General features: G+C 55.5%; 31 protein-coding genes. 6 read left to right on the top strand and 25 right to left on the bottom strand.

The window, feature by feature from the left end; all coding sequences use genetic code 11:
• Positions 1-181: 181 nt before the first annotated feature.
• The gene (locus tag GG681_RS12595) at positions 182-784 is read right to left on the bottom strand and encodes a YitT family protein (RefSeq protein WP_153548383.1); all 603 of its coding nucleotides are present in this window, start codon (positions 782-784) and stop codon (positions 182-184) included.
• Positions 785-1,017: 233 nt separating this feature from the next.
• Here GG681_RS12595 and GG681_RS12590 point away from each other — a divergent pair, with 233 nt between their 5' ends.
• Entirely contained in the window at positions 1,018-2,100 is a 1,083-nt protein-coding gene (locus GG681_RS12590; protein WP_153548382.1) for an Acg family FMN-binding oxidoreductase, read from the top strand.
• A gap of 98 nt (positions 2,101-2,198) precedes the next feature.
• Here GG681_RS12590 and rplQ read toward each other — a convergent pair whose 3' ends face one another.
• From rplQ to rpsM, 4 genes are all read right to left on the bottom strand, one after another.
• Positions 2,199-2,621 (bottom strand): 50S ribosomal protein L17, encoded by a 423-nt coding sequence (rplQ, locus tag GG681_RS12585; RefSeq protein ID WP_153548381.1) that lies wholly within the window; start codon positions 2,619-2,621, stop codon positions 2,199-2,201.
• A gap of 189 nt (positions 2,622-2,810) precedes the next feature.
• Positions 2,811-3,827 carry a DNA-directed RNA polymerase subunit alpha gene (locus GG681_RS12580; protein ID WP_153548380.1) on the bottom strand — a complete coding sequence of 339 codons (1,017 nt, stop codon included), beginning with the start codon at positions 3,825-3,827 and terminating at the stop codon, positions 2,811-2,813.
• A gap of 111 nt (positions 3,828-3,938) precedes the next feature.
• Positions 3,939-4,328: a 30S ribosomal protein S11 gene (gene rpsK / locus GG681_RS12575; protein WP_153548379.1), complete on the bottom strand. Its 390-nt coding sequence runs from the start codon at positions 4,326-4,328 to the stop codon at positions 3,939-3,941.
• 15 nt (positions 4,329-4,343) lie between these two features.
• Complete coding sequence (rpsM, locus tag GG681_RS12570; RefSeq protein WP_328593378.1) at positions 4,344-4,712, bottom strand: 30S ribosomal protein S13; 369 nt, start codon at positions 4,710-4,712, stop codon at positions 4,344-4,346.
• A 422-nt stretch (positions 4,713-5,134) separates the two neighbouring features.
• Here rpsM and GG681_RS12565 point away from each other — a divergent pair, with 422 nt between their 5' ends.
• Both GG681_RS12565 and GG681_RS12560 read left to right on the top strand, forming a co-directional pair.
• Positions 5,135-5,611, top strand: a complete 477-nt coding sequence (locus GG681_RS12565) for a BLUF domain-containing protein (protein WP_153548378.1) — start codon at positions 5,135-5,137, stop codon at positions 5,609-5,611.
• 33 nt (positions 5,612-5,644) lie between these two features.
• A complete protein-coding gene (locus tag GG681_RS12560) occupies positions 5,645-6,130 on the top strand; it encodes a BLUF domain-containing protein (RefSeq protein ID WP_153548377.1) in 486 nt (161 codons plus the stop codon).
• A 73-nt stretch (positions 6,131-6,203) separates the two neighbouring features.
• On the opposite strand, the gene GG681_RS12555 is transcribed toward GG681_RS12560, so the two are convergent.
• The 3 genes from GG681_RS12555 to rplO form a co-directional block, all read right to left on the bottom strand.
• Positions 6,204-6,785, bottom strand: coding sequence for an adenylate kinase (locus GG681_RS12555; RefSeq protein WP_153548376.1), 582 nt, complete (start codon positions 6,783-6,785; stop codon positions 6,204-6,206).
• Positions 6,782-8,146 carry a preprotein translocase subunit SecY gene (gene secY, locus GG681_RS12550; RefSeq protein WP_153548375.1) on the bottom strand — a complete coding sequence of 455 codons (1,365 nt, stop codon included), beginning with the start codon at positions 8,144-8,146 and terminating at the stop codon, positions 6,782-6,784. Before secY ends, GG681_RS12555 begins: the two co-directional genes overlap by 4 nt.
• Before the next feature lie 121 nt (positions 8,147-8,267).
• Positions 8,268-8,735 carry a 50S ribosomal protein L15 gene (rplO, locus tag GG681_RS12545; RefSeq protein ID WP_153548374.1) on the bottom strand — a complete coding sequence of 156 codons (468 nt, stop codon included), beginning with the start codon at positions 8,733-8,735 and terminating at the stop codon, positions 8,268-8,270.
• A 206-nt stretch (positions 8,736-8,941) separates the two neighbouring features.
• Between rplO and GG681_RS12540 the strand changes: the two genes are divergently transcribed.
• Positions 8,942-9,532 (top strand): potassium channel family protein, encoded by a 591-nt coding sequence (locus GG681_RS12540; RefSeq protein WP_235899932.1) that lies wholly within the window; start codon positions 8,942-8,944, stop codon positions 9,530-9,532.
• Positions 9,533-10,119: 587 nt separating this feature from the next.
• On the opposite strand, the gene GG681_RS12535 is transcribed toward GG681_RS12540, so the two are convergent.
• The 17 genes from GG681_RS12535 to GG681_RS12455 form a co-directional block, all read right to left on the bottom strand.
• Positions 10,120-10,329, bottom strand: coding sequence for a DUF1127 domain-containing protein (locus GG681_RS12535; protein WP_153548373.1), 210 nt, complete (start codon positions 10,327-10,329; stop codon positions 10,120-10,122).
• Between the two features lie 161 nt (positions 10,330-10,490).
• On the bottom strand, positions 10,491-11,246 hold the full coding sequence (locus tag GG681_RS12530; protein WP_153548372.1) for an anti-sigma factor family protein: 756 nt from the start codon (positions 11,244-11,246) through the stop codon (positions 10,491-10,493).
• Positions 11,243-11,746 (bottom strand): RNA polymerase sigma factor, encoded by a 504-nt coding sequence (locus GG681_RS12525; RefSeq protein ID WP_153548371.1) that lies wholly within the window; start codon positions 11,744-11,746, stop codon positions 11,243-11,245. The genes GG681_RS12530 and GG681_RS12525 overlap by 4 nt, the downstream gene beginning before the upstream one ends.
• Before the next feature lie 62 nt (positions 11,747-11,808).
• Complete coding sequence (locus GG681_RS12520; RefSeq protein WP_153548370.1) at positions 11,809-12,186, bottom strand: COG4315 family predicted lipoprotein; 378 nt, start codon at positions 12,184-12,186, stop codon at positions 11,809-11,811.
• Between the two features lie 129 nt (positions 12,187-12,315).
• Positions 12,316-12,822, bottom strand: a complete 507-nt coding sequence (locus GG681_RS12515; protein WP_153548369.1) for an Lcl domain-containing protein — start codon at positions 12,820-12,822, stop codon at positions 12,316-12,318.
• A gap of 220 nt (positions 12,823-13,042) precedes the next feature.
• Positions 13,043-13,231, bottom strand: coding sequence for a 50S ribosomal protein L30 (gene rpmD / locus GG681_RS12510; RefSeq protein WP_008559881.1), 189 nt, complete (start codon positions 13,229-13,231; stop codon positions 13,043-13,045).
• A gap of 12 nt (positions 13,232-13,243) precedes the next feature.
• The gene (gene rpsE / locus GG681_RS12505) at positions 13,244-13,825 is read right to left on the bottom strand and encodes a 30S ribosomal protein S5 (protein WP_153548368.1); all 582 of its coding nucleotides are present in this window, start codon (positions 13,823-13,825) and stop codon (positions 13,244-13,246) included.
• 147 nt (positions 13,826-13,972) lie between these two features.
• Positions 13,973-14,332 (bottom strand): 50S ribosomal protein L18, encoded by a 360-nt coding sequence (gene rplR / locus GG681_RS12500; protein ID WP_153548367.1) that lies wholly within the window; start codon positions 14,330-14,332, stop codon positions 13,973-13,975.
• 11 nt (positions 14,333-14,343) lie between these two features.
• A complete protein-coding gene (gene rplF, locus GG681_RS12495) occupies positions 14,344-14,877 on the bottom strand; it encodes a 50S ribosomal protein L6 (protein WP_153548366.1) in 534 nt (177 codons plus the stop codon).
• 11 nt (positions 14,878-14,888) lie between these two features.
• Positions 14,889-15,281: a 30S ribosomal protein S8 gene (gene rpsH / locus GG681_RS12490; RefSeq protein WP_153548365.1), complete on the bottom strand. Its 393-nt coding sequence runs from the start codon at positions 15,279-15,281 to the stop codon at positions 14,889-14,891.
• Between the two features lie 12 nt (positions 15,282-15,293).
• Positions 15,294-15,599 carry a 30S ribosomal protein S14 gene (gene rpsN / locus GG681_RS12485; protein ID WP_153548364.1) on the bottom strand — a complete coding sequence of 102 codons (306 nt, stop codon included), beginning with the start codon at positions 15,597-15,599 and terminating at the stop codon, positions 15,294-15,296.
• A gap of 20 nt (positions 15,600-15,619) precedes the next feature.
• Positions 15,620-16,183 (bottom strand): 50S ribosomal protein L5, encoded by a 564-nt coding sequence (gene rplE / locus GG681_RS12480; protein WP_153548363.1) that lies wholly within the window; start codon positions 16,181-16,183, stop codon positions 15,620-15,622.
• Positions 16,183-16,488, bottom strand: a complete 306-nt coding sequence (gene rplX, locus GG681_RS12475; protein ID WP_153548362.1) for a 50S ribosomal protein L24 — start codon at positions 16,486-16,488, stop codon at positions 16,183-16,185. The genes rplE and rplX overlap by 1 nt, the downstream gene beginning before the upstream one ends.
• A gap of 2 nt (positions 16,489-16,490) precedes the next feature.
• On the bottom strand, positions 16,491-16,859 hold the full coding sequence (rplN, locus tag GG681_RS12470) for a 50S ribosomal protein L14 (protein ID WP_005621870.1): 369 nt from the start codon (positions 16,857-16,859) through the stop codon (positions 16,491-16,493).
• A 99-nt stretch (positions 16,860-16,958) separates the two neighbouring features.
• Positions 16,959-17,189, bottom strand: a complete 231-nt coding sequence (gene rpsQ, locus GG681_RS12465; RefSeq protein ID WP_153215343.1) for a 30S ribosomal protein S17 — start codon at positions 17,187-17,189, stop codon at positions 16,959-16,961.
• 12 nt (positions 17,190-17,201) lie between these two features.
• Positions 17,202-17,402 (bottom strand): 50S ribosomal protein L29, encoded by a 201-nt coding sequence (gene rpmC, locus GG681_RS12460; RefSeq protein ID WP_153548361.1) that lies wholly within the window; start codon positions 17,400-17,402, stop codon positions 17,202-17,204.
• A 209-nt stretch (positions 17,403-17,611) separates the two neighbouring features.
• Positions 17,612-18,016, bottom strand: a complete 405-nt coding sequence (locus tag GG681_RS12455; RefSeq protein WP_153548360.1) for a hypothetical protein — start codon at positions 18,014-18,016, stop codon at positions 17,612-17,614.
• Between the two features lie 326 nt (positions 18,017-18,342).
• On the opposite strand from GG681_RS12455, the gene GG681_RS12450 reads away from it, so the two are divergent.
• Both GG681_RS12450 and GG681_RS12445 read left to right on the top strand, forming a co-directional pair.
• The gene (locus GG681_RS12450) at positions 18,343-18,672 is read left to right on the top strand and encodes a DUF2322 family protein (protein WP_153548359.1); all 330 of its coding nucleotides are present in this window, start codon (positions 18,343-18,345) and stop codon (positions 18,670-18,672) included.
• A gap of 468 nt (positions 18,673-19,140) precedes the next feature.
• Complete coding sequence (locus GG681_RS12445) at positions 19,141-19,623, top strand: pseudoazurin (protein ID WP_153548358.1); 483 nt, start codon at positions 19,141-19,143, stop codon at positions 19,621-19,623.
• Positions 19,624-19,630: the final 7 nt, after the last annotated feature.

Below are 19,630 nucleotides of genomic sequence, written 5' to 3'. Positions count from 1 at the left end.
GCGTTTTCTGGTTAGTTCAGAACGCGACAGATCCTCCGACCGCCTGTTGGCGCGGATAATAAAAATACCAGAAGGTGGCGAAGTTCTGTGTCATGGCGAGAACGCTAACGGAGATTCGTTATTCTGTCGACTGCAAAGTTTTGTTTGTTTTCAAGGCCCCGCAACAGGGCCTTGGGCCGGATCAGGCCGGAGCCCCCCGTCGCGCCTGGCTCACATCAAAGTTCCAGGCGATCAAAACATTGGTCACAGCCGCCCCCAGAAAAGACACACTCAACAGCTCCCACGACAGCACAAACGCCGCGCCAAGGAAAATCGCCGCATCCACACACAGCTGAAACCACCCCGCCTTAAAGCCGGTTTTCTGCTCAACCAGCAGTGCCAGAATGGTGCCACCCCCAGCCGAGGCCCCATGACGAAACAGCGCAATCACCCCAATGCTGCCAAGCGCGCCACCAACCCCCGCGGCCACAAATGGGTCAAGCCCGTCAAACTGGATAAACTGCGCCAGCTGCGGTGCCACAATCGAAATCCCGCTCACCGCCGCGATGGTGCGAAGGGTGAAATCCGCGCCGCGCTTGACCCAGGCCAGGGCAAAAAACGGCAGGCTGACCAGGAAAAACAACGCGCCGAAATTCAGCTCCACCACATAAGACAGCAACAGCGCCAACCCGGCCAACTGCCCCGTGACCAGACCCGCAGACTTCAGAAACAGCAGCGCCAGCGCACACATCAGCACGCCAAAAAGAATGCCCTGAATATCATAAAGCGAAATAGGAGAACGCATGGCGAAGCCTCATGTCCAAAATGCCAGAAGGGGATGCTGCACCTGCAGCAACCGCCTCCATGTCGTAGATCATTGTTGACTTGTCAACTTAAAACAGGACGCCACGTCACTTCTGTCAAAGGTCAAAACACAAAACCAAAAGGGCAGAACGCCCTGCCCTTGATCCCGGTCAACAACCGCACAGCTGCACTGACCTATAAAATACCCGCTGCATATTCGAGGACAGTCTAATGATGTCACGTCGAAGATTTATGACCACCGCCATACCCCTCGCGGGCCTTGGTGCTGCAATGGGCTCCTATGGGTTCTGGCCCCGGCTCGATCGCTATCACAGCGAGGTCGAACACCAACGCCAGCTGCTCTCGGAAAACCCCGACCTGCCCGCGTTGATCCGCCTGTCCACCCTCGCCGCCAATAGCCACAACACCCAGCCCTGGCGCTTTCGGGTGGCGGAAAATGCCATCACGCTCAGTCCCGATTTCAGCCGTCGCACCGCAGTGGTGGATCCCGATGATCACCATCTCTATGTCAGCCTGGGCTGCGCCAGCGAGAACCTTAGGATTGCCGCCCGCGCCATAGGGCGACCTGCCGAGATCTCGCTGACCCAGGCCCCGAGCATCACGTGTCACCTTGGCCGCGCCAGCCCACGCGCGGATGCGCTCTATCAGGCGATCCCTTTGCGCCAGTCCACCCGCGCCGCCTTTGATGGGATGTCGCTGTCGCGCGAAGATCTGGAGCTGCTTCGGGTGGCTGCGCAACAAGACGGGGTCCAGCTGATGCTTTTCACCCAAACCAAAGCGCTAGAGCAGATCGGCGAATTTGTGGTCGCGGGCAACAGCGCCCAGATGGATGACCCCGCATTCATTGCAGAGCTGCGCCGCTGGATCCGTTTCAGTCCGCAAACCGCGCTCGACACCGGGGATGGGTTGTTCAGCGCCTGCTCCGGCAATCTGGCGCTGCCAGAGTGGATCGCCAGCCCTCTGTTCAACAGGCTGTTCACCAAAGAGGCCGAAAATAGGAAGTACCGCGATCACATCCGCTCTTCTGCCGGGGTGGCGGTGTTTGTGGCGCAACAGCCCGACCCCGCCCATTGGATCAAGGTTGGCCAGAGCTTTGAACGCTTTGCGCTTCAGGCCACCGCGCTTGGCATTCGCACCGCCCATATCAACCAACCGGTTGAAGTGCCCGGCCTGCGCACAGAGTTTGCCCGCTGGCTTGGCCTGCCCGATCAGCGGCCGGACCTTGTTGTCCGCTTTGGCCGTGCGCCCGCACTGCCGATGTCGCTGCGCCGCCCGGTGCGCGATGTCATGCTTTGATTGGGGCGCAGCCCAAACCATAAGGCCCGCACAAACGAAAAACCCCGCCCTGTTGCCAGAGCGGGGTCAAAGTTCAGGTTCTAAAACCTGAGATCTTCTTATTCGTCAGCAGCCGCTTCTTCTGCAGCAACGCGGGCTTTGTCGCCTGCGCCTTTTGCATCAACGTCACGATCAACAAATTCGATGATCGCCATCGGTGCCATGTCGCCATAGCGGAAGCCAGCTTTCAGGACACGGACATAGCCGCCCTGACGGTCTTTGTAGCGCGGGCCAAGAACCTCGAACAGTTTCTCAACATACTGGTCCTGCTTCAGCTTGGACGCGGCCTGACGGCGTGCGTGCAGATCGCCACGCTTTGCCAGAGTGATCATTTTTTCAATGATCGGGCGCAGTTCTTTTGCTTTGGGCAGGGTAGTTTTGATTTGCTCGTGCTCGATCAGCGAGCCGGCCATGTTGGAAAACAGGGCTTTACGGTGCTCATGAGTACGGTTCAGGCGGCGGTAACCACGTGCGTGACGCATTTGTTTGTTCCTTCAATCTGCGTTTTTGCTTTGTCAGGCAGCTGATGCGTGTCAGCCACTCACCTTGGGGCGGATGCCCATGTATTCCCCGGCAGATCCGGGCATTGCGAAAGGGGCCAAAGGCCCCTCTCAAATCTTTCTGCCGCGCAGGTGGATCCCAAACTGGTGCCCACTTTGGCTTGTGCGCGTTTAGAAGCTGTCTTCGAACTTCTTCGCCAGATCTTCGATGTTGTCCGGTGGCCAGTCCTCAACGTCCATGCCAAGGTGCAGACCCATGCCCGACAGCACTTCTTTGATTTCGTTCAAAGATTTGCGGCCAAAGTTCGGGGTGCGCAGCATTTCTGCTTCGGTTTTCTGGATCAGATCGCCGATGTAAACGATGTTGTCGTTCTTCAGACAGTTTGCCGAACGTACAGACAGTTCCAGCTCGTCCACTTTCTTCAAGAGAAGCGGGTTGAACTCGAGACCATCGTCTTCGTCCTGGCGGCCTGCGGATTCCGGCTCGTCGAAGTTGACAAAGATCGACAGCTGATCCTGAACGATACGGGCCGCAAACGCGAGCGCATCATCGGGAGTGATGGAACCATCGGTTTCCATCTTCAGCGTCAGCTTGTCATAATCCAGAACCTGACCTTCACGGGTCGGCTGAACGTCATAGGAGACCTTCTTGACCGGTGAATAGATCGCATCGATCGGAATAAGACCGATAGGCGCATCTTCGGGCTTGTTCTTGTCAGCAGAGACATAGCCTTTGCCGGTGTTGACGGTCAGCTCCATGAACAGATCGGCACCATCGTCGAGGTGGCAGATCACGTGCTCACGGTTCAGAACCTCGATGCCAGCGGTTTCGGCGATGTCACCTGCGGTCACAACGGCCGGGCCTTTGGCGGAAATCGACAGGCGCTTGGGGCCTTCTACTTCCATGCGCAGGGAAACCTGCTTGAGGTTCAAAATAATGTCGGTCACGTCTTCACGTACGCCAGCAACGCTGGAGAATTCGTGCAGAACATTGTCGATCTGTACGCTGGTGATGGCGGCGCCTTGCAGCGAGCTCATCAGAACGCGGCGCAGCGCGTTGCCCAGAGTCAGACCAAAACCGCGTTCCAGCGGTTCAGCAATAATTGTGGCTTGACGTGCGGGGTCGTTGCCAGGCTTGACTTCAAGCTGCGTTGGCTTGATCAGCTCTGCCCAATTCTTATGGATCATGCAGTCCCTCCATTCCTGTCCGCCCTCCATGTCCCTATAAGGACGGACGCCCGAGGTTTATATGAAGCCTTAAAGGGCCCCGCGTGATGCAAGGCCCTAAAGAGTTGTATCTTAGACGCGGCGACGCTTTGGTGGGCGGCAGCCGTTGTGTGCGATTGGGGTCACATCACGGATCGAGGTGATGTTGAAACCGATCGCCGCCAGAGCGCGCAGTGCGGATTCACGGCCGGAACCGGGGCCCTGCACCAGCACTTCCAAGGTTTTTACACCGTGGTCCTGGGCTTTCTTGCCTGCATCCTCAGCGGCCATCTGTGCCGCATAAGGGGTAGACTTACGAGAGCCTTTGAAACCCATGGAACCTGCGGAGGACCATGAGATCGCATTGCCCTGTACGTCAGAGATCAGGATTTTGGTGTTGTTGAACGAAGAGTTCACATGTGCAACGCCGGTGGCGATGTTCTTGCGCTCTTTACGTTTAATGCGGGTCTTATCACGTGCCATTGACTGATCCCTCCCTTACTTCTTCTTACCAGCAATAGCCTTTGCGGGGCCTTTGCGGGTACGAGCGTTGGTGTGGGTACGTTGACCGCGAACCGGCAGGTTACGGCGGTGACGCAGGCCACGGTAGGAACCAAGATCCATCAGGCGCTTGATGTTCATTTGCACTTCACGGCGCAGGTCACCTTCTACGGTGTAGTTTGCGTCGATGTGCTCGCGGATGGCCAATACTTCAGCGTCCGACAGTTCGTTTACACGACGGGTCGCATCAATGTTGACAGCTTCGCAGATGGCTTTGGCGGAGGTGGTGCCAATACCGGTGATATAGGTGAGGGCGATCGGAACCCGCTTTCCAGTCGGGATGTTTACGCCGGCGATACGTGCCACGTTATATCTTCCTTTTACAGTTGCGGTTCCGTAGCTCCAGAACCTTTTTTCACAACATAAGCCCGAAAGCGCCTGCCTTCGGGCCTAACGAATCTGATTAAGCATCAAAATCTGCTGAATCCAAGCTAAATCAAGATGATTCTTATTGAGGAATTCTGATTAGGTGGTTCCAGTGCTCGCGTCAAGACCCTCTGCGCGGGTCTATCCCCAGCCTCATCGATATGCCCAGATTTCGCCCATTCTGCATCGCAGCACCCTAGAAACTGTGCAGATGCAGCATATCCAAATTTTCACATCATTCAGAAACCTAAATATGACGCTAAACAACGTCACTTTTATGTTGAGAACTCACTCAACTTAAGGTAGTTAGGCGGCATAATTATGTAAACTTACTAAGTATCCCATCGGGCAGGGCAGATAGAGTGATCAGCTGTTGTTTCAAAGCAAAGGCGCGGTTTCCGATATTTTCGGTCCACGACCTGGATATTATGCGCGCAGGCATACGCAATTACCAGCGCAACAATGTCACAGGCTTTCTACTGCGTGAGGACAACAGCTATCTCGGCGTGGTGGAAGGCAGCGATCAGGCAATCGACAGGCTGATTTCGCACATCTCCCTGGATGATCGGGTGTTTGGCATCCATGTGCTCAGCCGTGATGACACCGCCAGCCGCGACTACCCGTCCTGGTCAATGGGATATATCGATGCCCAGAACCTGTGCCGCAGTTCCAAAGCGATCCGGGAATTTCTGCGACGTGAGACCAGCTCACTCCAGCATGACCAGCTGCCTGCGATACTGAAGCACATGTGCTACCTGCGCCAGCGCCAGGACCTAAAAGACCAAAGACTGCGCGAATCTCCCCCGCCCGCCCAGATGGATGCAATGGCGGTGGGCTAATAGCCAAGACCAGTGTCGGGCCGAAGCCTGTCAGTGAAACATGCAAAGACCAAAGTTGAAGACATCACATGTTCTGAAACAGGAAGCGCAATGCTGTTCCGTCTGCTTTACAAGGCCAAGGCCACCTACCCGCCCTATACGTTCCACGATCTTGATATTCTGCGCGCGGCGACAGAATTTAATGGGGCGAACCAGATCACTGGCTTTCTTGTACGCAGCCAGCACGAATATGTTCAGGTGCTTGAAGGAGAACGCAGCGCGGTACTGGATCTGGTGCAGCGTATTGCCCGCGATCAGCGGCTGTTTGACTATCGCGATATCTGGTCCGACAAGATCGAGGCACGCATGTTCAGCCAGTGGCATATGGGTTACCATATCATTGGCCGTCAGGAAAATGGGCTGCCGCACCGGCTTAACCTGCTGACGGTGAACAGTGCCCCCTCGCTGAAACAACGCGCAATCCACGAGCTGGCGCAGCTCGCCCTTGAGCGATATTCAGAGCCGTCGCTGCAACAATAACCCAAAAAGAAAGGGCCGCCTATTGGCAGCCCTTCTCAGATCTTTTTGCATCGCCAACACGGGCGACACTGAATTATTTACCCAGGATCCAATCGATCGATTTCTGCACGTCTTCGATCGACGCCAGACCATCAACACGCTGCAGGTTGCCCTTGGCGTAATAGTAGCCAATCAGCGGCGAGGTCTTTTTGTAGTATTCCATCAGACGGATCTTCAGGCTTTCGGCATTGTCATCAGCGCGCACCGGCTCACCTGCGGCGGCGGCCTCTTTGGCGCGGTTGACGATCCGGTCCACCAGGACCTCATCATCGACCTGCAGCTCAATAACGCTGTCGACCTTCATTTCCATCTCAAGCATCAGCTTTTCCAGCGCATCCGCCTGCGGCAGCGTGCGGGGGAAGCCGTCAAAGATGAAACCACCTTCAGAACCCTGTTGCAGCTTTTCACGGATCAGACCGATCACAATCTGGTCGGTGACCAGCTTGCCTTCGGACATGATCTTCGCAACTTTCTGGCCCATTTCGGAGCCGGAAGCCTGCGCATCGCGCAGCATGTCCCCGGTGGACAGCTGAACCATGTTGCGCGTGGCCACCAGATTTTTTGCCTGTGTGCCCTTGCCCGCGCCTGGCGGGCCCAAAAGAATAATATTAGTCATCGACGTGCCGGTCCCCGTCTCGTGCGTTTCTTGTTACGCCCACGCAGCTGGCTCTTTTCAATCAAGCCTTCATATTGATGCGCGAGCAGATGGCTCTGTACCTGTTGGATCGTGTCCATAGTTACCGAGACCACAATAAGAACAGAAGTGCCACCAAAGTAGACCGGAATTGACAATTGGCCGCGCAGAATCTCGGGAAGGAGGCAAACTGCCGCAAGGTAAGCAGATCCCAGCACCAAAACGCGGTTCACAACATACTCAAGATACTCGGCCGTTTTGGCACCAGGGCGGATGCCCGGAACAAAACCATTCTGATTCTTCAGGTTGTCCGCCACATCTTCGGGCTTAAACGCCACGTTGAACGTGTAGAAATACGCAAAGAACGCGATCATCGACACGAAGAACAACAGATAAAGCGGCTGACCCGGACCAAAGTTTGCCAACAGCCAGGACATCACCGGACCTGTTGCCGCACCGGTCGAGAAGGTCGCGATTGTGGTTGGCAGCAGCAGCAGTGAAGAGGCGAAGATCGCCGGGATCACACCCGCTGGGTTCACTTTGATCGGCAGGTGGCTGGAGCCGCCATCATAGACTTTCATACCCACTTGGCGACGCGGGTATTGAATGTGGATCTTACGCAGCGCGCGCTCCATGAAGACCACAAACATGATGATACCAACGATCATCAACATCACGGCCAGGATCACCGCAGGGCTCAGCGCGCCGGAGCGGCCAGATGCGAAGAACTGCGCAATTGCCGAAGGCACTTCGGCGATAATGCCAACAAAGATGATCAACGAGATACCGTTGCCGATGCCGCGGTTGGTGATCTGTTCACCCAGCCACATCAGGAACATGGTGCCGCCGATCAGGGTGATCATACAGGCCAGGCGGAAATACAGGCCCGGATCGGTTGCCAGTTCGCCGCTTTCTAGCGAAACCGCAAGCCCGTAGGACTGCGCGGTTGCCAGCAGCACGGTGCCGTAGCGGGTGTACTGGTTGATTTTCTTACGGCCCTGCTCGCCCTCTTTTTTGAGCTGTTCAAGCGCAGGCACCATAGAGGTCAGCAGCTGGACGATGATCGATGCCGAAATATAGGGCATAATGCCAAGGGCAAAGATCCCCATCCGCCCAAGCGCGCCGCCGGTGAACATGGAAACCATGCCGCCGATGCCCGCGCCTGCGGATTCCATAAACTCTCGCAGGGCGTTGGTGTCGATACCCGGCACCGGAATAAAGGTGCCCAGACGGTAGACGATCAATAGTCCAATGGTGAACAGGATGCGATTACGCAGGTCTGTGGCCTTGCCCAGGGCGGCCCAGCTGGTGTTCGCGGCCATTTGCTCAGCTGCTGATACCATGTAATTGGTCTCTTCTTGCAAAAACGCCGCCCTGAACCGTTTTCCGGCTCGGACGGCGTGTTGGAAAACTTAAGCCCCTATGTAAGCAGCAATTGCGCTGCTCACAAGGACAATAGCCGGTTTACTCGGCCGCAGCGGCTGCAACGGTCAGTGCACCACCTGCTTTTTCCACCGCCTCAACAGCCGCTTTGGAAGCGCCGGTGACGGAGATAGTCGCTTTTGCGGTGATTTCACCTTTGGCCAGAACGCGTACACCGTCCAGCTTGCGGCGCACAACACCAGCAGCAACCAGGCTGTCTTCGGTGATGGAGGCTGCGTCCAGCTTGCCTGCGTCGATGAACTTCTGGATCAGGCCCAGGTTGATAACCGCGTATTCTTTACGGTTCGGCTTGTTAAAGCCACGCTTTGGCAGGCGTTGGTAGAGCGGCATTTGGCCGCCTTCGTAACCGTTGATCGAAACACCCGAACGGGATTTCTGACCTTTGATACCACGGCCACCCATTTTACCTTTGCCGGAACCCGGACCACGGCCAACGCGGGTGCGTTTGGGGGAGGCGCCAGGATTGTCGCGCAATTCATGCAGTTTCATATCGCTTCTCCAGTGCCGGATGTGACCCGTTGAAGCGTAGCAGGGTCAAACGCGGCTTTTTTTGCTTGTTGATTCTTGCGGTGATGCAACACCACCGGGGGCGTATAGACGGGATAGGCGTTTGGATCAAGTGCCCAGAGCTTGCCCACACGCGTTGCTGTAACTAAGCTTGTTGTATTCAAGCTGATGATATTCACAAATGGGCCATGTCTTTTCTGTTTTTGCGCAAAACCAGCAGCCCCGGCAGCAAAATCCGAAGAATGTGGACATTGGCGTCACTGGCTTTATGCGCCGTTCTGATTGCCGAAAATTTCAGCCCGGTTTTTGTGGATGATTACCCCCTGATAGAAATGATCGGCGCGATCATATTTGTGCTATGGGCGATCGCCTATTTCTGCCTTGTGGTGATCGCCATTCCATTTTTGACTTCACAGAATTTCTGGCCGAACCCGATCAGATTGGCTCAGGACACATTGGTGTCCGCAGCTTTGACGATTTTAACCTTTGCAGTCTGTTATCGCCTGCTTGGCATCATTGGCCCAGAACCGGATGTCTCACCTTGGAGCCATGTCTATTTTTCAACGGTGACTTTTTCGACCTTGGGATATGGAGACTTCCGACCAGACACTGGGGCACGTGGATTTGCAGCGCTACAAGCGATTATCGGCAATCTGCATTTGGGGATGGTTGTTGGTGTGGCGTTTTTTGCGGTCAGCCCGGAGCCAACCAAACGCCGCCGGATCAAAAGACCATTGCAACCACAACTACGGCGCCGGCGGAAAGAGCCACGCACATGATGGAGGTTCCAACGAGTTGGATCGTCTTATAGGTTCTGACGCTCATGTGATGTCCTCCTTTCCTAATCTCAGCTCCAACATATCATGTTTCGCTGCGGGTTTTCACACTTTAACGCAGTAAATCACATTATCTAATGAAAATAATGCCTCGCCGAGCAAATGTCACCGCCTGCATCAACTTTCGCGGCCAAGGCCCCTGCCCTGTCCGGTCGATCTTGTGTTCTGATCCGGTTTTCCGGGGTCTGGCGCATCAATTATAAAAGTGGCGGCGCCGCCGGGTGGATGGTGGATTGGGTGGCCCCAATGCAAAAGACGTCTTCTGACACCCGGGGATGATAAGCCCGGGCCCTGATCCGCGTGCCGGGGGTGTAAGGCCCGACAAGTGTTCATGAACAAAAGCAGGCTAACAAGCGCGTCTTAAGCGATGGAAAATGGGGCGTACGGTGGGGAGGCAACACCCCTTTGTGCGGATACGTGGCACGCCGCCCAGCCGTGCAGAAAATGGCGTTTTATCAAAGCACAAAGGGCCCGCAATATGCAGGCCCCGGCAAGGATTTCAGTGTTGCACTGATCTAGCTGGCGCGCGCTTAGCGGCCATAAACATGTTTGGTCACGAGTGTCGGGATTTCCCAGCGGGCCACACCGATATCAGACAGTTCGCGATCTGACAGCTGGTCCAGTTCCTGGAAGGTGACGCGGTATTCACGCGCGAGCTCACGGCGCTGTTTCAGCGCGTCCCAAACGGCTGACAGAGAAACCAGAGGAGAAGAAGTGGTGTTAAGTACTGCGGTAGCCATGTGCCTAGTCCTTTGCGTCGGTGGCCCGGACCCATTCCGGTGCCTTAGGTCAGGCGCTTCGTCTGACACCCCCAACTTAAGGCCCCTGTCGGTCGCTAACAATTGCCACTTCGGACTGCCCGTTATGCAGGTGCAGCATAGATAGGCTACTTACGATTTTATTAAATCAGCGCCTCATGCACGTCGCTTGCAATGGGGGAAAACGCATCGCGCGCAATGGGGGCAATCAGGATGAACAGCCAAGGCCCTTCCTGCCAGCGCGCAATGGTCAGACCATCCTGATCGAGATAGCGCACCGAGGTATGCGCCTCCTGATCGGCTTTGGTCATATAAAGGGTCATGCGCTCACCAGAGGCGTCTTCATACATGTATTGGCCCGCAACCTGATCGCCAAAGGGCAGCATCCGCCCGCCAACAAAGCTGAGCCCGTGGGTTTCCAGCTGCGGCACGTTCATCTCGCGGCCCATGCGTTTGGAGAGCCAGGTTTCCAGATGCTCTGTCTCGCTTGCGGGCACTTCCACCGCGTGGCGCACCTCGGCTGAGAACATCCGATGCGCGGCTGTTGCCCCGGCCACCGCCTGAATCACAATGGGTTGGCGCAGGGTTTCTCCCTGATAGGCGTTGAAGCCATAGCCAGAGAGCCCGCCAAAGATAAACATCGCCGCCATAGCCGCGATCTGGCGCAATGGCAGGGTTCGGGGTTGCGGAGCGGGTTTGATCAGCCGCTCCAGATGGGCGGGATCTGGCGTTGGCACCGCCTGCGCCAAAAGCTGATCGGTCTCGGCCCATTTTTCCAGCCGCTGCAAAAGCGCGGGCGAGCTGTCCAGCTCCTGTTCAAACGTCAGGCGTTCGCTTTCGCTCATCTCACCATCGAGATAGGCGCTGATCTGTTCTTCGACATTTCTGAAGCGGTTCATTTCACGCTCCTAATCCCATGGGCCACCGGGGTGGCCTCTGTGTTCAAATGGGCCCGCGCGCGGGAAACCCGAGATAAAACAGTGCCAATTGGCACCTCCAGCACATCAGCGGCTTCGCTGTAGGTCAATCCGCCAAACGCCACCAGCTGCAACGCCTGACGCTGAGTTTCTGGCAAATCCCGCATCCGGTTCATCACCACCCGCAGCTCATCGAGATCCTGCCAGGCGGCATCAGACACCGCGCCGCCGTGTTCATTTTCAAACGGCACCTCAGCGCGCCGCCCCTGGCTGCGGTAACGGTCGCGAAACAGGTTCAGCAGGATTTTCATCATCCAGGGTTTCAGCGGCGCATCCGCCTGCCACATCAGTTTCTTGCGCAGGGTGCGTTCAACGCAGTCCTGCACCAGATCATCCGCCTGGGCGTGATCGCGGGTCAGCGAAAACCCGTAGCGCCACAGGTCCGGCAGGGCCTTGCGCAATTGAACATCAAACCCGGACATGGGTCACCTCATCCAAGGCACCCGGCCGCGCACGCGGTGGTGCGGGCCGGGCGCAAGATCATTTAGGGTTTCGCGATATGCCACACACCTTTTACACCATCACCAGTGGTCTGGCCCGGCTTTTTATCTTTGATCCACAGATAGAGCGGCTGGCCCTTATAAGCGATCTGCGCGCCGCCATCTTTGCGCATGATGGTGGCAAAGCCCTGGGGCAACTCTTCGCCCTCTTCCGCCAAGAGCGGCGGCCAGGCGGTAGCGCATTTGTCATAGCAGTTGGACACGCCGTCACCATCCTTGTCGAAGGTATAAAGCGTCATGTTGTGACCATCGGTGAAATAGCCATCTGCGGAGGTTTTCACCCCATGCGCACCATGCCCGGCGGCAACGGCCAGAGTGGCGGAAAGGGCAAGCAGAGGAATAGCAGTGAGAAAACGGTTCATATCAGGCTCCATATCAGATCACCTGCACGCGACAGGTATATATGCTACGCCCCTGCCCTGAGGTTTATTCCCAAGTTTTTTGGGAAAAGCAGCAGCTGGCCCATTTACCTGCATCACTGCCAGCCGCGGTCACAGCTTGGGCGGGTCGCTGTGGTGGTATTCCGTATTGATCTCACCACGTACCAAGACAAACAAACGCGCAACGCCTTTCCCTGTTCCCCAAACCAACCCCGTATCCAATTCAACAACTGCGGCAACATCGTTTACGGGAAACCCCGGTGATGCGGTCCAGATCTGCCCCGACTGACAAAGCGCAAACGGCATTGGGAAATGCCCGCCATCGCCCGCGTTGCTGAGAACGGTGTTCAGATCTTCAAGCGTTGGCAGCCGCCAACCAAGATCTTCGGCGATACGATCTGCCTCAAGCCAGGAAACCTCTGTTGCAGGGCCTTCGCAGCCTGAGCTATTTGCGATTTGCCCGTGCAGACACATCTGCCATTCAAGCCCCGTCGCAGGATCCGAAACGATGCCATTTTGAGCTGTTAATCGCGCGCTTGCCGGGCCCGATAGGCAGCTTGCCGAGGCGCTGATTGCGGTCGCCAATAGGGCTACGGCAGAAATACAAATCTGTTTCATCTGAGGCGTCTCTACGAAATATGCATGTTAAAGAATGTATATTTCCACGCTAGGTTTGCCGGTTCGCCCAGTAAAGCTGCCTAAAAGTCGTATGTGATTTCACGTCCGTTCAGCCCTGAGCCCCGGTGCAGCGCCACTGCGGCAAAAGCTCTGCCAGACACAAAAACACCCCCGCACCAAGGGCACGGGGGTGTTTTTAAGTCATGTCATGAAGATGCGATTAATCGCGCTCTTCGATGATCTCAACCAGATGCGGGATCTTGTTGACCATACCGCGTACCGAAGGGGTATCTTCGAGTTCACGGGTCTTGTGCATCTTGTTCAGGCCCAGACCAACCAGGGTAGCGCGCTGGTCGGCGGGACGACGGATCGGGGAACCGATCTGCTTGACGACGATGGTTTTAGCCATGGTTCAGTCTCCTTACGCTTCAGCGGATTCTGCAGCGGCGTCTGCTGCCGGTGCCTGGTCACGTTTGCCCAGGATGTCAGCAACTTTCTTGCCACGACGCTGTGCAACGGAACGGGGGCTGGATTCTTTTTTCAGCCCGTCGATGGTTGCGCGGATCATGTTGTAAGGGTTCTGAGAGCCGATCGACTTGGAAACAACGTCTTTGATGCCCAGCATTTCGAACACAGCACGCATCGGACCACCGGCGATGATACCAGTACCTTCAGGTGCGGTGCGCATAACAACTTTGCCCGCGCCGTGACGGCCGTGCATGTCGTGGTGCAGAGTGCGGCCCTCTTTCAGAGGTACGCGGATCATCTGACGCTTAGCTTGCTCAGTCGCCTTACGGATCGCCTCAGGTACTTCTTTGGCTTTACCTTTGCCAAAGCCAACGCGGCCCTTTTGGTCACCAACAACAACCAGAGCAGCAAAACCAAAGCGCTTACCGCCTTTTACAGTTTTGGAGACGCGGTTGATCGCGACCAGACGGTCAGCAAATTCCGGTGTTTCTTCTTCGCGGCGGCCACGGCCACGGCGATTTTCACGTTCTGCCATTTGGCATTCCTTTCAGAGCGTGGATGTGACGGATCACATCAATTTTCCAATCCTGGTGCAGAGCAAGCCCTGCCCGGATCATCGGGGCCGCACAGCAACCCACATTCATAAGAGCTCGGGCGCCCCAGTAAGGGACGCCCAAATTACTTAGATCTTCAGACCACCTTCACGCGCAGCGTCGGCCAGAGCCTTCACTTTGCCGTGAAAGAGGAAGCCACCGCGGTCGAAATACGCTTCGGATACGCCAGCCGCTTTTGCGCGCTCTGCGATCACTGCGCCCACTTTGGTCGCCGCTTCTACGTTGTTCTTGCCAACGAAACCCAGGTCTTTTTCCAGGGTAGAAGCTGCGGCCAGGGTCACGCCACGTACGTCGTCGATCAGCTGAACAGAGATGTTCTTGTTCGAACGGTGTACGGACAGACGCGGACGGCCTGCGTTTACTTTGCGAAGCTTGTTCCGAACGCGCAAGCGGCGTTTCAGAAACAGTGTACGTTTGCTGTTTGCCATGTTGAGCGTCCTTACTTCTTCTTGCCTTCTTTGCGGAAGATGAACTCGTCCTTGTACTTGATGCCTTTGCCTTTGTAAGGCTCAGGAGCACGCCATTTGCGGATGTTTGCCGCAACCTGGCCAACAAGCTGTTGGTCGATACCTTCCACAACGATTTCAGTCTGCTTCGGTGCGGTGATGGTAACACCATCAGGCGCATCGAATTCGACATCATGGCTGTAACCAAGGTTCAACTTCAGGGTGTTGCCCTGCATCTGAGCCCGGTAACCAACACCGTTGATTTCCAGTTCTTTTTTGAAGCCGGTGGTAACACCAACAACACAGTTCTGGACCATGGTGCGAGCCATGCCCCACTGCTGACGGGCACGTTTGGACATGCCACGTGGGTCAATTTTGACCACGTTTTCTTCAACAGTGATGGCGACATCATCAGTGGCAGTGAAGGTACGGGCGCCTTTCGGGCCTTTCACTTCGATGGTCTGACCGGACACAGAGGCGGAAACGCCGCTGGGCAGGTCTACTGGTTTTTTACCAATACGGGACATCGAATACCTCCTTAGAAGACGGTGCAGAGCACTTCGCCGCCAACGTTGGCTGCGCGTGCGCTTGCATCCGACATCACACCCTTGGGTGTGGAGACAATCGACACGCCCAGGCCCTGACGGACTGATGGGATGTCATTGACGCCCATGTAAACGCGACGACCGGGTTTAGAAACCCGCTTCAGTTCACGAATTACAGGTTCGCCTTCGTAGTACTTCAGGCTGATTTCAATCGCCGGATGACCATCTGAACCAGTGGTCTTCTCGTAGCCGCGAATGTAGCCCTCGTCCGCCAGCACATCCAGAACCCATGCGCGCAGTTTGGACGCAGGAGTGTCTACAACGGATTTGCCACGCAAAGATGCGTTGCGGATACGGGTCAGCATATCACCGATAGGATCGTTCATAATGCTCTCTCCTTACCAGCTCGATTTGACCATACCAGGGATCTGACCAGCAGAGCCCAGGTCGCGCAGCGCAATACGGCTGATCTTCAGCTTACGGTAGTAAGCGTGAGGACGGCCGGTCAGCTGGCAGCGGTTGTGCAGACGGGTCGCGGAAGAATTCCGCGGCAGTTTCGCCAGTTTCAGACGCGCTTTGAAACGCTCTTCCATCGGCTTGCTTTCGTCATTTGCGATTTCTTTCAGCTCGGCGCGTTTGGCAGCGTATTTGGCCACCAGGCGCTCACGCTTTTTCTCGCGTGCGATCATGCTTTTCTTAGCCATGTCTCTATCCTTCCCGCGCTTTAGCTGTTGAAGGGCATGTTGAAAGCTTTCAACAGTGCCTTTGCTTCAGCGTCGGTTTTCGCTGTGGTGGCGATTACGATGTCCATGCCCCAAGGCTCATCAACTTTATCAAAGTCGATTTCTGGGAACACGATGTGCTCTTTCAGGCCCATGGCGTAGTTGCCACGACCGTCAAAAGAAGTGCCGGATACGCCGCGGAAGTCGCGGATACGCGGCATCGCAATGGTGATCAGACGGTCGAGGAATTCGAACATCCGGTCGCCGCGCAGGGTCACTTTTGCACCCATCGGCATGCCTTCACGAACGCGGAAGCCAGCGATAGAGTTCTTCGCAACGGTGGTCAGTGCCTTCTGGCCCGCGATTGCGGTCAGGTCAGCCTGTGCGGATTTTGCTTTTTTGCTGTCTTTAACAGCAGCGCGGCCGCAACCGATGTTCAGAACGATTTTTTCCAGCTTCGGGATCTGCATGTCGTTCTTGTAGGAAAATTCTTCCTTCAAGGACGCGCGGATGCTGTCCGCATACAGAGCCTTCAGGCGCGGGGTGTAGTTTGCATTATCAAGCATTATACAGTCTCCCCGGTGGTTTTGGCGAAGCGGACTTTCTTGCCGTCTTCCTCACGGAAGCCAACGCGGGTCGCTTTACCGTTGCTGTCCAGCAGAGCCAGGTTCGACAGCTGGATCGGCAGAGCCTTAGGAATCCGGCCACCTTGGCTGTTTTGGGTCTGGCGTGTGTGGCGGATCGCCATGTTCACACCTTCGACCACTGCTTTGCCGGCTTTGGGGTCAACGGAGGCGATGGTGCCTTCTTTGCCTTTGTCCTTGCCAGCCAGAACGATCACTTTATCGCCTTTGCGGAGTTTAGCAGCCATAATTACAGCACCTCCGGAGCAAGCGAGATGATTTTCATGAAGTTTTTCGCGCGCAGTTCACGAACAACCGGGCCAAAGATACGGGTACCTACCGGCTCGTTGTTGTTGTTCAGGATTACGGCAGCGTTGCGATCAAAACGGATCGCGGTGCCGTCTTCGCGACGTACTTCTTTGGCGGTGCGAACGACAACGGCCTTACGGACGTCACCTTTTTTCACGCGGCCGCGCGGGATGGCTTCTTTAACCGAGACAACAATGATGTCGCCTACGGAAGCGTATTTACGCTTGGAGCCACCCAGAACCTTGATGCACTGAACTCGGCGAGCGCCGGAGTTGTCAGCAACATCCAGGTTTGTTTGCATCTGGATCATGTGGTTTCTCCCGACCTATGGGGCAGCGATGCGTGCTGTGGTCCCCAGGGTTTCGACTAACTGTAAAGTTTAGTCGCCAGGAGCCTGAATTTCAGGCTCTTAGGCTTCCAGAACTTCCCAGCGTTTCGTTTTCGACTTTGGTGCGCATTCGATGATGCGGACTTTGTCGCCAACCTTGAATGTGTTCTGCTCATCGTGGGCCCGGTATTTTTTGGACTTACGGATGGTTTTCTTCAGAACGGGGTGCGTAAAGCGACGCTCGACCGAAACAGTCACGGTTTGAGCGTTTGCGTCGGAGGTCACGACGCCTTGCAGGATACGTTTGGGCATCTTTGAAGCTCCTTATTCAGCCGCTGCTGCAGCTTTTTCGTTCAGGATGGTGTTCACACGAGCGGCGTTGCGGCGTGCCGCACGGATACCCGAAGTGTTTTCCAGCTGACCGGTTGCCTGCTGAAAACGCAGGTTGAAGCTTTCTTTTTTGTAAGAAGCGAGCAGATCGCGGAGCTCATCCACGGTCTTTTCGCGAAGATCCTTGGCGTTCATCGCCTTTCGTTCCTTTCCTTGGCACCAGAGAGCCCCTTATGACGGGTAACTCTTCAACCTGGTGGGTTATGTAAATTCGGGTTTTGCCCCAAAGGGTTAGCCCCGAAAAAAGAGACCGCCAAAAGGGATTCGCACGCAAACCCCTCAGAGCGATGGGTTCCTATAAGGGTTTAAGGGGTTGGGGGCAAGAGAAAGATTGGCTTCCGGTCTTATCCTCCAGGTTTGTGAGCTTCTAAAAAATCATCAACCGTTTCAAAAAAACCTACAGTGCTCTGCAATCCCTCTAGATCATTCAAAAACAAACGCCCGGCTTCCGACGGAACAAATGATGCGTTCGAAATCTCTACTTTTGTCACTTCCTCAAGATTGATTTTTTGAAGACCCATACTCAAATCGCTGTTGTCGTCTGCCACCAGAACATCGCCAAACAAAAACTGACGACTGCTGGCAAAATACGCATAAGGAGCAACGACAAGACGGCTTCCACTAGCATCAACAACAATTAGCGTACGCCGCCCTATAGCTTGGCGAACTTTTTCAATTGGTTCCTGGCACAGTGCCACAGGATTGTACAAAGCCGCATTCCATAAACCCAAGCCAATTCCCAACATCATCTACCCACCTATATCTATATATTGTGCATACTGATTCCACTTTTAGCATAAGTTGATTTTGTTCGCAAATGTTTTTGCATTGTTCTCATTTGTTCCGGAGGCATAAAACGTCGTTCGAACACTACAACCACCGCGCTTCCCTGGCGCGAATTCCACAACAGAAAAGACTTTCACCCGCGCAATTCAGGAGAAACTGAGCCCTTCCGAAAGCAGAGCAAAATGAAGACAATTTGTTCTACTTCCCGCCACGGATTCAAGGCTGCCAATAGTTTGGAACATCCGAAATTGCTAAGCAGCCGACAGAAACCACTCCAAAGGACAAGACCATGATTAAACCCAGCCCTGCTTTCAAAGACAACATCGCCCTCCTGCCCGCCATCGACGGGCTTGCCCGCATCGATCTGCTGGACGCAAGCGGGGCGGTTGTGGCAACCATCGAAAATAAACCCGGCAAACAGGGCTCACTGGCGGTTTATCAGTATCTGGCGCAAAGCTTTGATGCATTGGATGCCAGCGCCGCCGCCCACGGCGTGGAGGTTTTTGCGGAACACACGGAAGACGCCAAAAATCGCCCCGGCGCGCATCCTAACATTGATCTGCTGCTGGACATCATCAACGGTGGTGGCACGCTGACGATCCGCATCGTGAAAGACTAGTCACGCTTGCATGACGCGGCTGCGCAAGGTCGCGTTCAAACATCCGGGCAAGAGCTGTCTTGGAGCTTTTGCCCGATTGATCCTCTGGTGCCCAAGTGGGGGCTGAAACAGGGCAGCGACCAGATACTGCCGTTAAAATCATGCATTTTATATATGCATTTCAGACCACTATGCGATTCTTACATGGATTGCCCGCACGAGACCTACTGAGGCAATTCACCACGCCTGTGCCAAGGTTTTCGCGGCCCTATGCCGCATAAAGTCGTATTGCGCCCCCTCACAAAACCCGGCACCAATAGCGGAGAGATCGCGCAGCATCCCTGCCCCAACGCCAGAGATGCCGCCATCGCTTTGCGTCTCACCGTGCGCACCAAGGCCCCTCCTGGGTTACACGGTATCGGGCGCAGTTTCCGTTGGTGTCATTCTTGATGGCACATACCGCCAAGATTACAGAAAGGCTTTGCCGCAATGTCGACCCTTACCCGCCGCACCCTGCTTGCCGCCAGCGCAGCCACTTTGATCCTGCCGATGCCCGCTTTTGCCGAGGGCACTGTCGAGATTGAGATGCTGAACAAACATCCGGAAGACAAAAAGCGCCGCATGGTGTTTTACCCGCTGATCCAGGTCGTCCAGCCCGGCACCACCGTGAAATTTGTTGCGAGCTCCAAGGGCCACAACTCTGCCTCTATGGATGGTATGATCCCCGAAGGGGTTGAGCCGTGGAAAGGCAAGATCAACCAAGAAGTTGAGGTGACTTTTGATAAGCCCGGTTTCTACGGCTACAAATGCACCCCGCATGTGAACCTTGGCATGGTTGGTCTGATCATTGTCGAAGGCGAAGGCAAGATGGACAACTATGAGGCGGCCAAAGCCGTCAAGCACCGCAGCAAGGCCGCCAAGATCTGGGATGAGATCTGGGCACAAGTCGAGGCAGATGGGCTGGCAGCCTAAGTTCTGG

It is taken from the genome of Tritonibacter aquimaris (assembly GCF_009617595.1).
Lineage (GTDB): Bacteria > Pseudomonadota > Alphaproteobacteria > Rhodobacterales > Rhodobacteraceae > Epibacterium > Epibacterium aquimaris.
The sequence above is the reverse complement of the archived record's forward strand: the minus strand, read 5'-3'. Positions and strand labels throughout refer to the sequence as shown.

What these genes read in the sequence shown, in the direction of transcription:
- GG681_RS12595 (WP_153548383.1), bottom strand. Translation starts at nt 784, where the DNA reads ATGCGTTCTCCTATTTCGCTTTATGATATTCAGGGCATTCTTTTTGGC.
- GG681_RS12590 (WP_153548382.1), top strand. Translation starts at nt 1,018, where the DNA reads ATGTCACGTCGAAGATTTATGACCACCGCCATACCCCTCGCGGGCCTT.
- rplQ (WP_153548381.1), bottom strand. Translation starts at nt 2,621, where the DNA reads ATGCGTCACGCACGTGGTTACCGCCGCCTGAACCGTACTCATGAGCAC.
- GG681_RS12580 (WP_153548380.1), bottom strand. Translation starts at nt 3,827, where the DNA reads ATGATCCATAAGAATTGGGCAGAGCTGATCAAGCCAACGCAGCTTGAA.
- rpsK (WP_153548379.1), bottom strand. Translation starts at nt 4,328, where the DNA reads ATGGCACGTGATAAGACCCGCATTAAACGTAAAGAGCGCAAGAACATC.
- GG681_RS12555 (WP_153548376.1), bottom strand. Translation starts at nt 6,785, where the DNA reads ATGACTAATATTATTCTTTTGGGCCCGCCAGGCGCGGGCAAGGGCACA.
- secY (WP_153548375.1), bottom strand. Translation starts at nt 8,146, where the DNA reads ATGGTATCAGCAGCTGAGCAAATGGCCGCGAACACCAGCTGGGCCGCC.
- rplO (WP_153548374.1), bottom strand. Translation starts at nt 8,735, where the DNA reads ATGAAACTGCATGAATTGCGCGACAATCCTGGCGCCTCCCCCAAACGC.
- GG681_RS12540 (WP_235899932.1), top strand. Translation starts at nt 8,942, where the DNA reads ATGTCTTTTCTGTTTTTGCGCAAAACCAGCAGCCCCGGCAGCAAAATC.
- GG681_RS12535 (WP_153548373.1), bottom strand. Translation starts at nt 10,329, where the DNA reads ATGGCTACCGCAGTACTTAACACCACTTCTTCTCCTCTGGTTTCTCTG.
- GG681_RS12530 (WP_153548372.1), bottom strand. Translation starts at nt 11,246, where the DNA reads ATGAACCGCTTCAGAAATGTCGAAGAACAGATCAGCGCCTATCTCGAT.
- GG681_RS12525 (WP_153548371.1), bottom strand. Translation starts at nt 11,746, where the DNA reads ATGTCCGGGTTTGATGTTCAATTGCGCAAGGCCCTGCCGGACCTGTGG.
- GG681_RS12520 (WP_153548370.1), bottom strand. Translation starts at nt 12,186, where the DNA reads ATGAACCGTTTTCTCACTGCTATTCCTCTGCTTGCCCTTTCCGCCACT.
- GG681_RS12515 (WP_153548369.1), bottom strand. Translation starts at nt 12,822, where the DNA reads ATGAAACAGATTTGTATTTCTGCCGTAGCCCTATTGGCGACCGCAATC.
- rpmD (WP_008559881.1), bottom strand. Translation starts at nt 13,231, where the DNA reads ATGGCTAAAACCATCGTCGTCAAGCAGATCGGTTCCCCGATCCGTCGT.
- rpsE (WP_153548368.1), bottom strand. Translation starts at nt 13,825, where the DNA reads ATGGCAGAACGTGAAAATCGCCGTGGCCGTGGCCGCCGCGAAGAAGAA.
- rplR (WP_153548367.1), bottom strand. Translation starts at nt 14,332, where the DNA reads ATGGCAAACAGCAAACGTACACTGTTTCTGAAACGCCGCTTGCGCGTT.
- rplF (WP_153548366.1), bottom strand. Translation starts at nt 14,877, where the DNA reads ATGTCCCGTATTGGTAAAAAACCAGTAGACCTGCCCAGCGGCGTTTCC.
- rpsH (WP_153548365.1), bottom strand. Translation starts at nt 15,281, where the DNA reads ATGAACGATCCTATCGGTGATATGCTGACCCGTATCCGCAACGCATCT.
- rpsN (WP_153548364.1), bottom strand. Translation starts at nt 15,599, where the DNA reads ATGGCTAAGAAAAGCATGATCGCACGCGAGAAAAAGCGTGAGCGCCTG.
- rplE (WP_153548363.1), bottom strand. Translation starts at nt 16,183, where the DNA reads ATGCTTGATAATGCAAACTACACCCCGCGCCTGAAGGCTCTGTATGCG.
- rplX (WP_153548362.1), bottom strand. Translation starts at nt 16,488, where the DNA reads ATGGCTGCTAAACTCCGCAAAGGCGATAAAGTGATCGTTCTGGCTGGC.
- rplN (WP_005621870.1), bottom strand. Translation starts at nt 16,859, where the DNA reads ATGATCCAGATGCAAACAAACCTGGATGTTGCTGACAACTCCGGCGCT.
- rpsQ (WP_153215343.1), bottom strand. Translation starts at nt 17,189, where the DNA reads ATGCCCAAACGTATCCTGCAAGGCGTCGTGACCTCCGACGCAAACGCT.
- rpmC (WP_153548361.1), bottom strand. Translation starts at nt 17,402, where the DNA reads ATGAACGCCAAGGATCTTCGCGAAAAGACCGTGGATGAGCTCCGCGAT.
- GG681_RS12455 (WP_153548360.1), bottom strand. Translation starts at nt 18,016, where the DNA reads ATGATGTTGGGAATTGGCTTGGGTTTATGGAATGCGGCTTTGTACAAT.
- GG681_RS12450 (WP_153548359.1), top strand. Translation starts at nt 18,343, where the DNA reads ATGATTAAACCCAGCCCTGCTTTCAAAGACAACATCGCCCTCCTGCCC.
- GG681_RS12445 (WP_153548358.1), top strand. Translation starts at nt 19,141, where the DNA reads ATGTCGACCCTTACCCGCCGCACCCTGCTTGCCGCCAGCGCAGCCACT.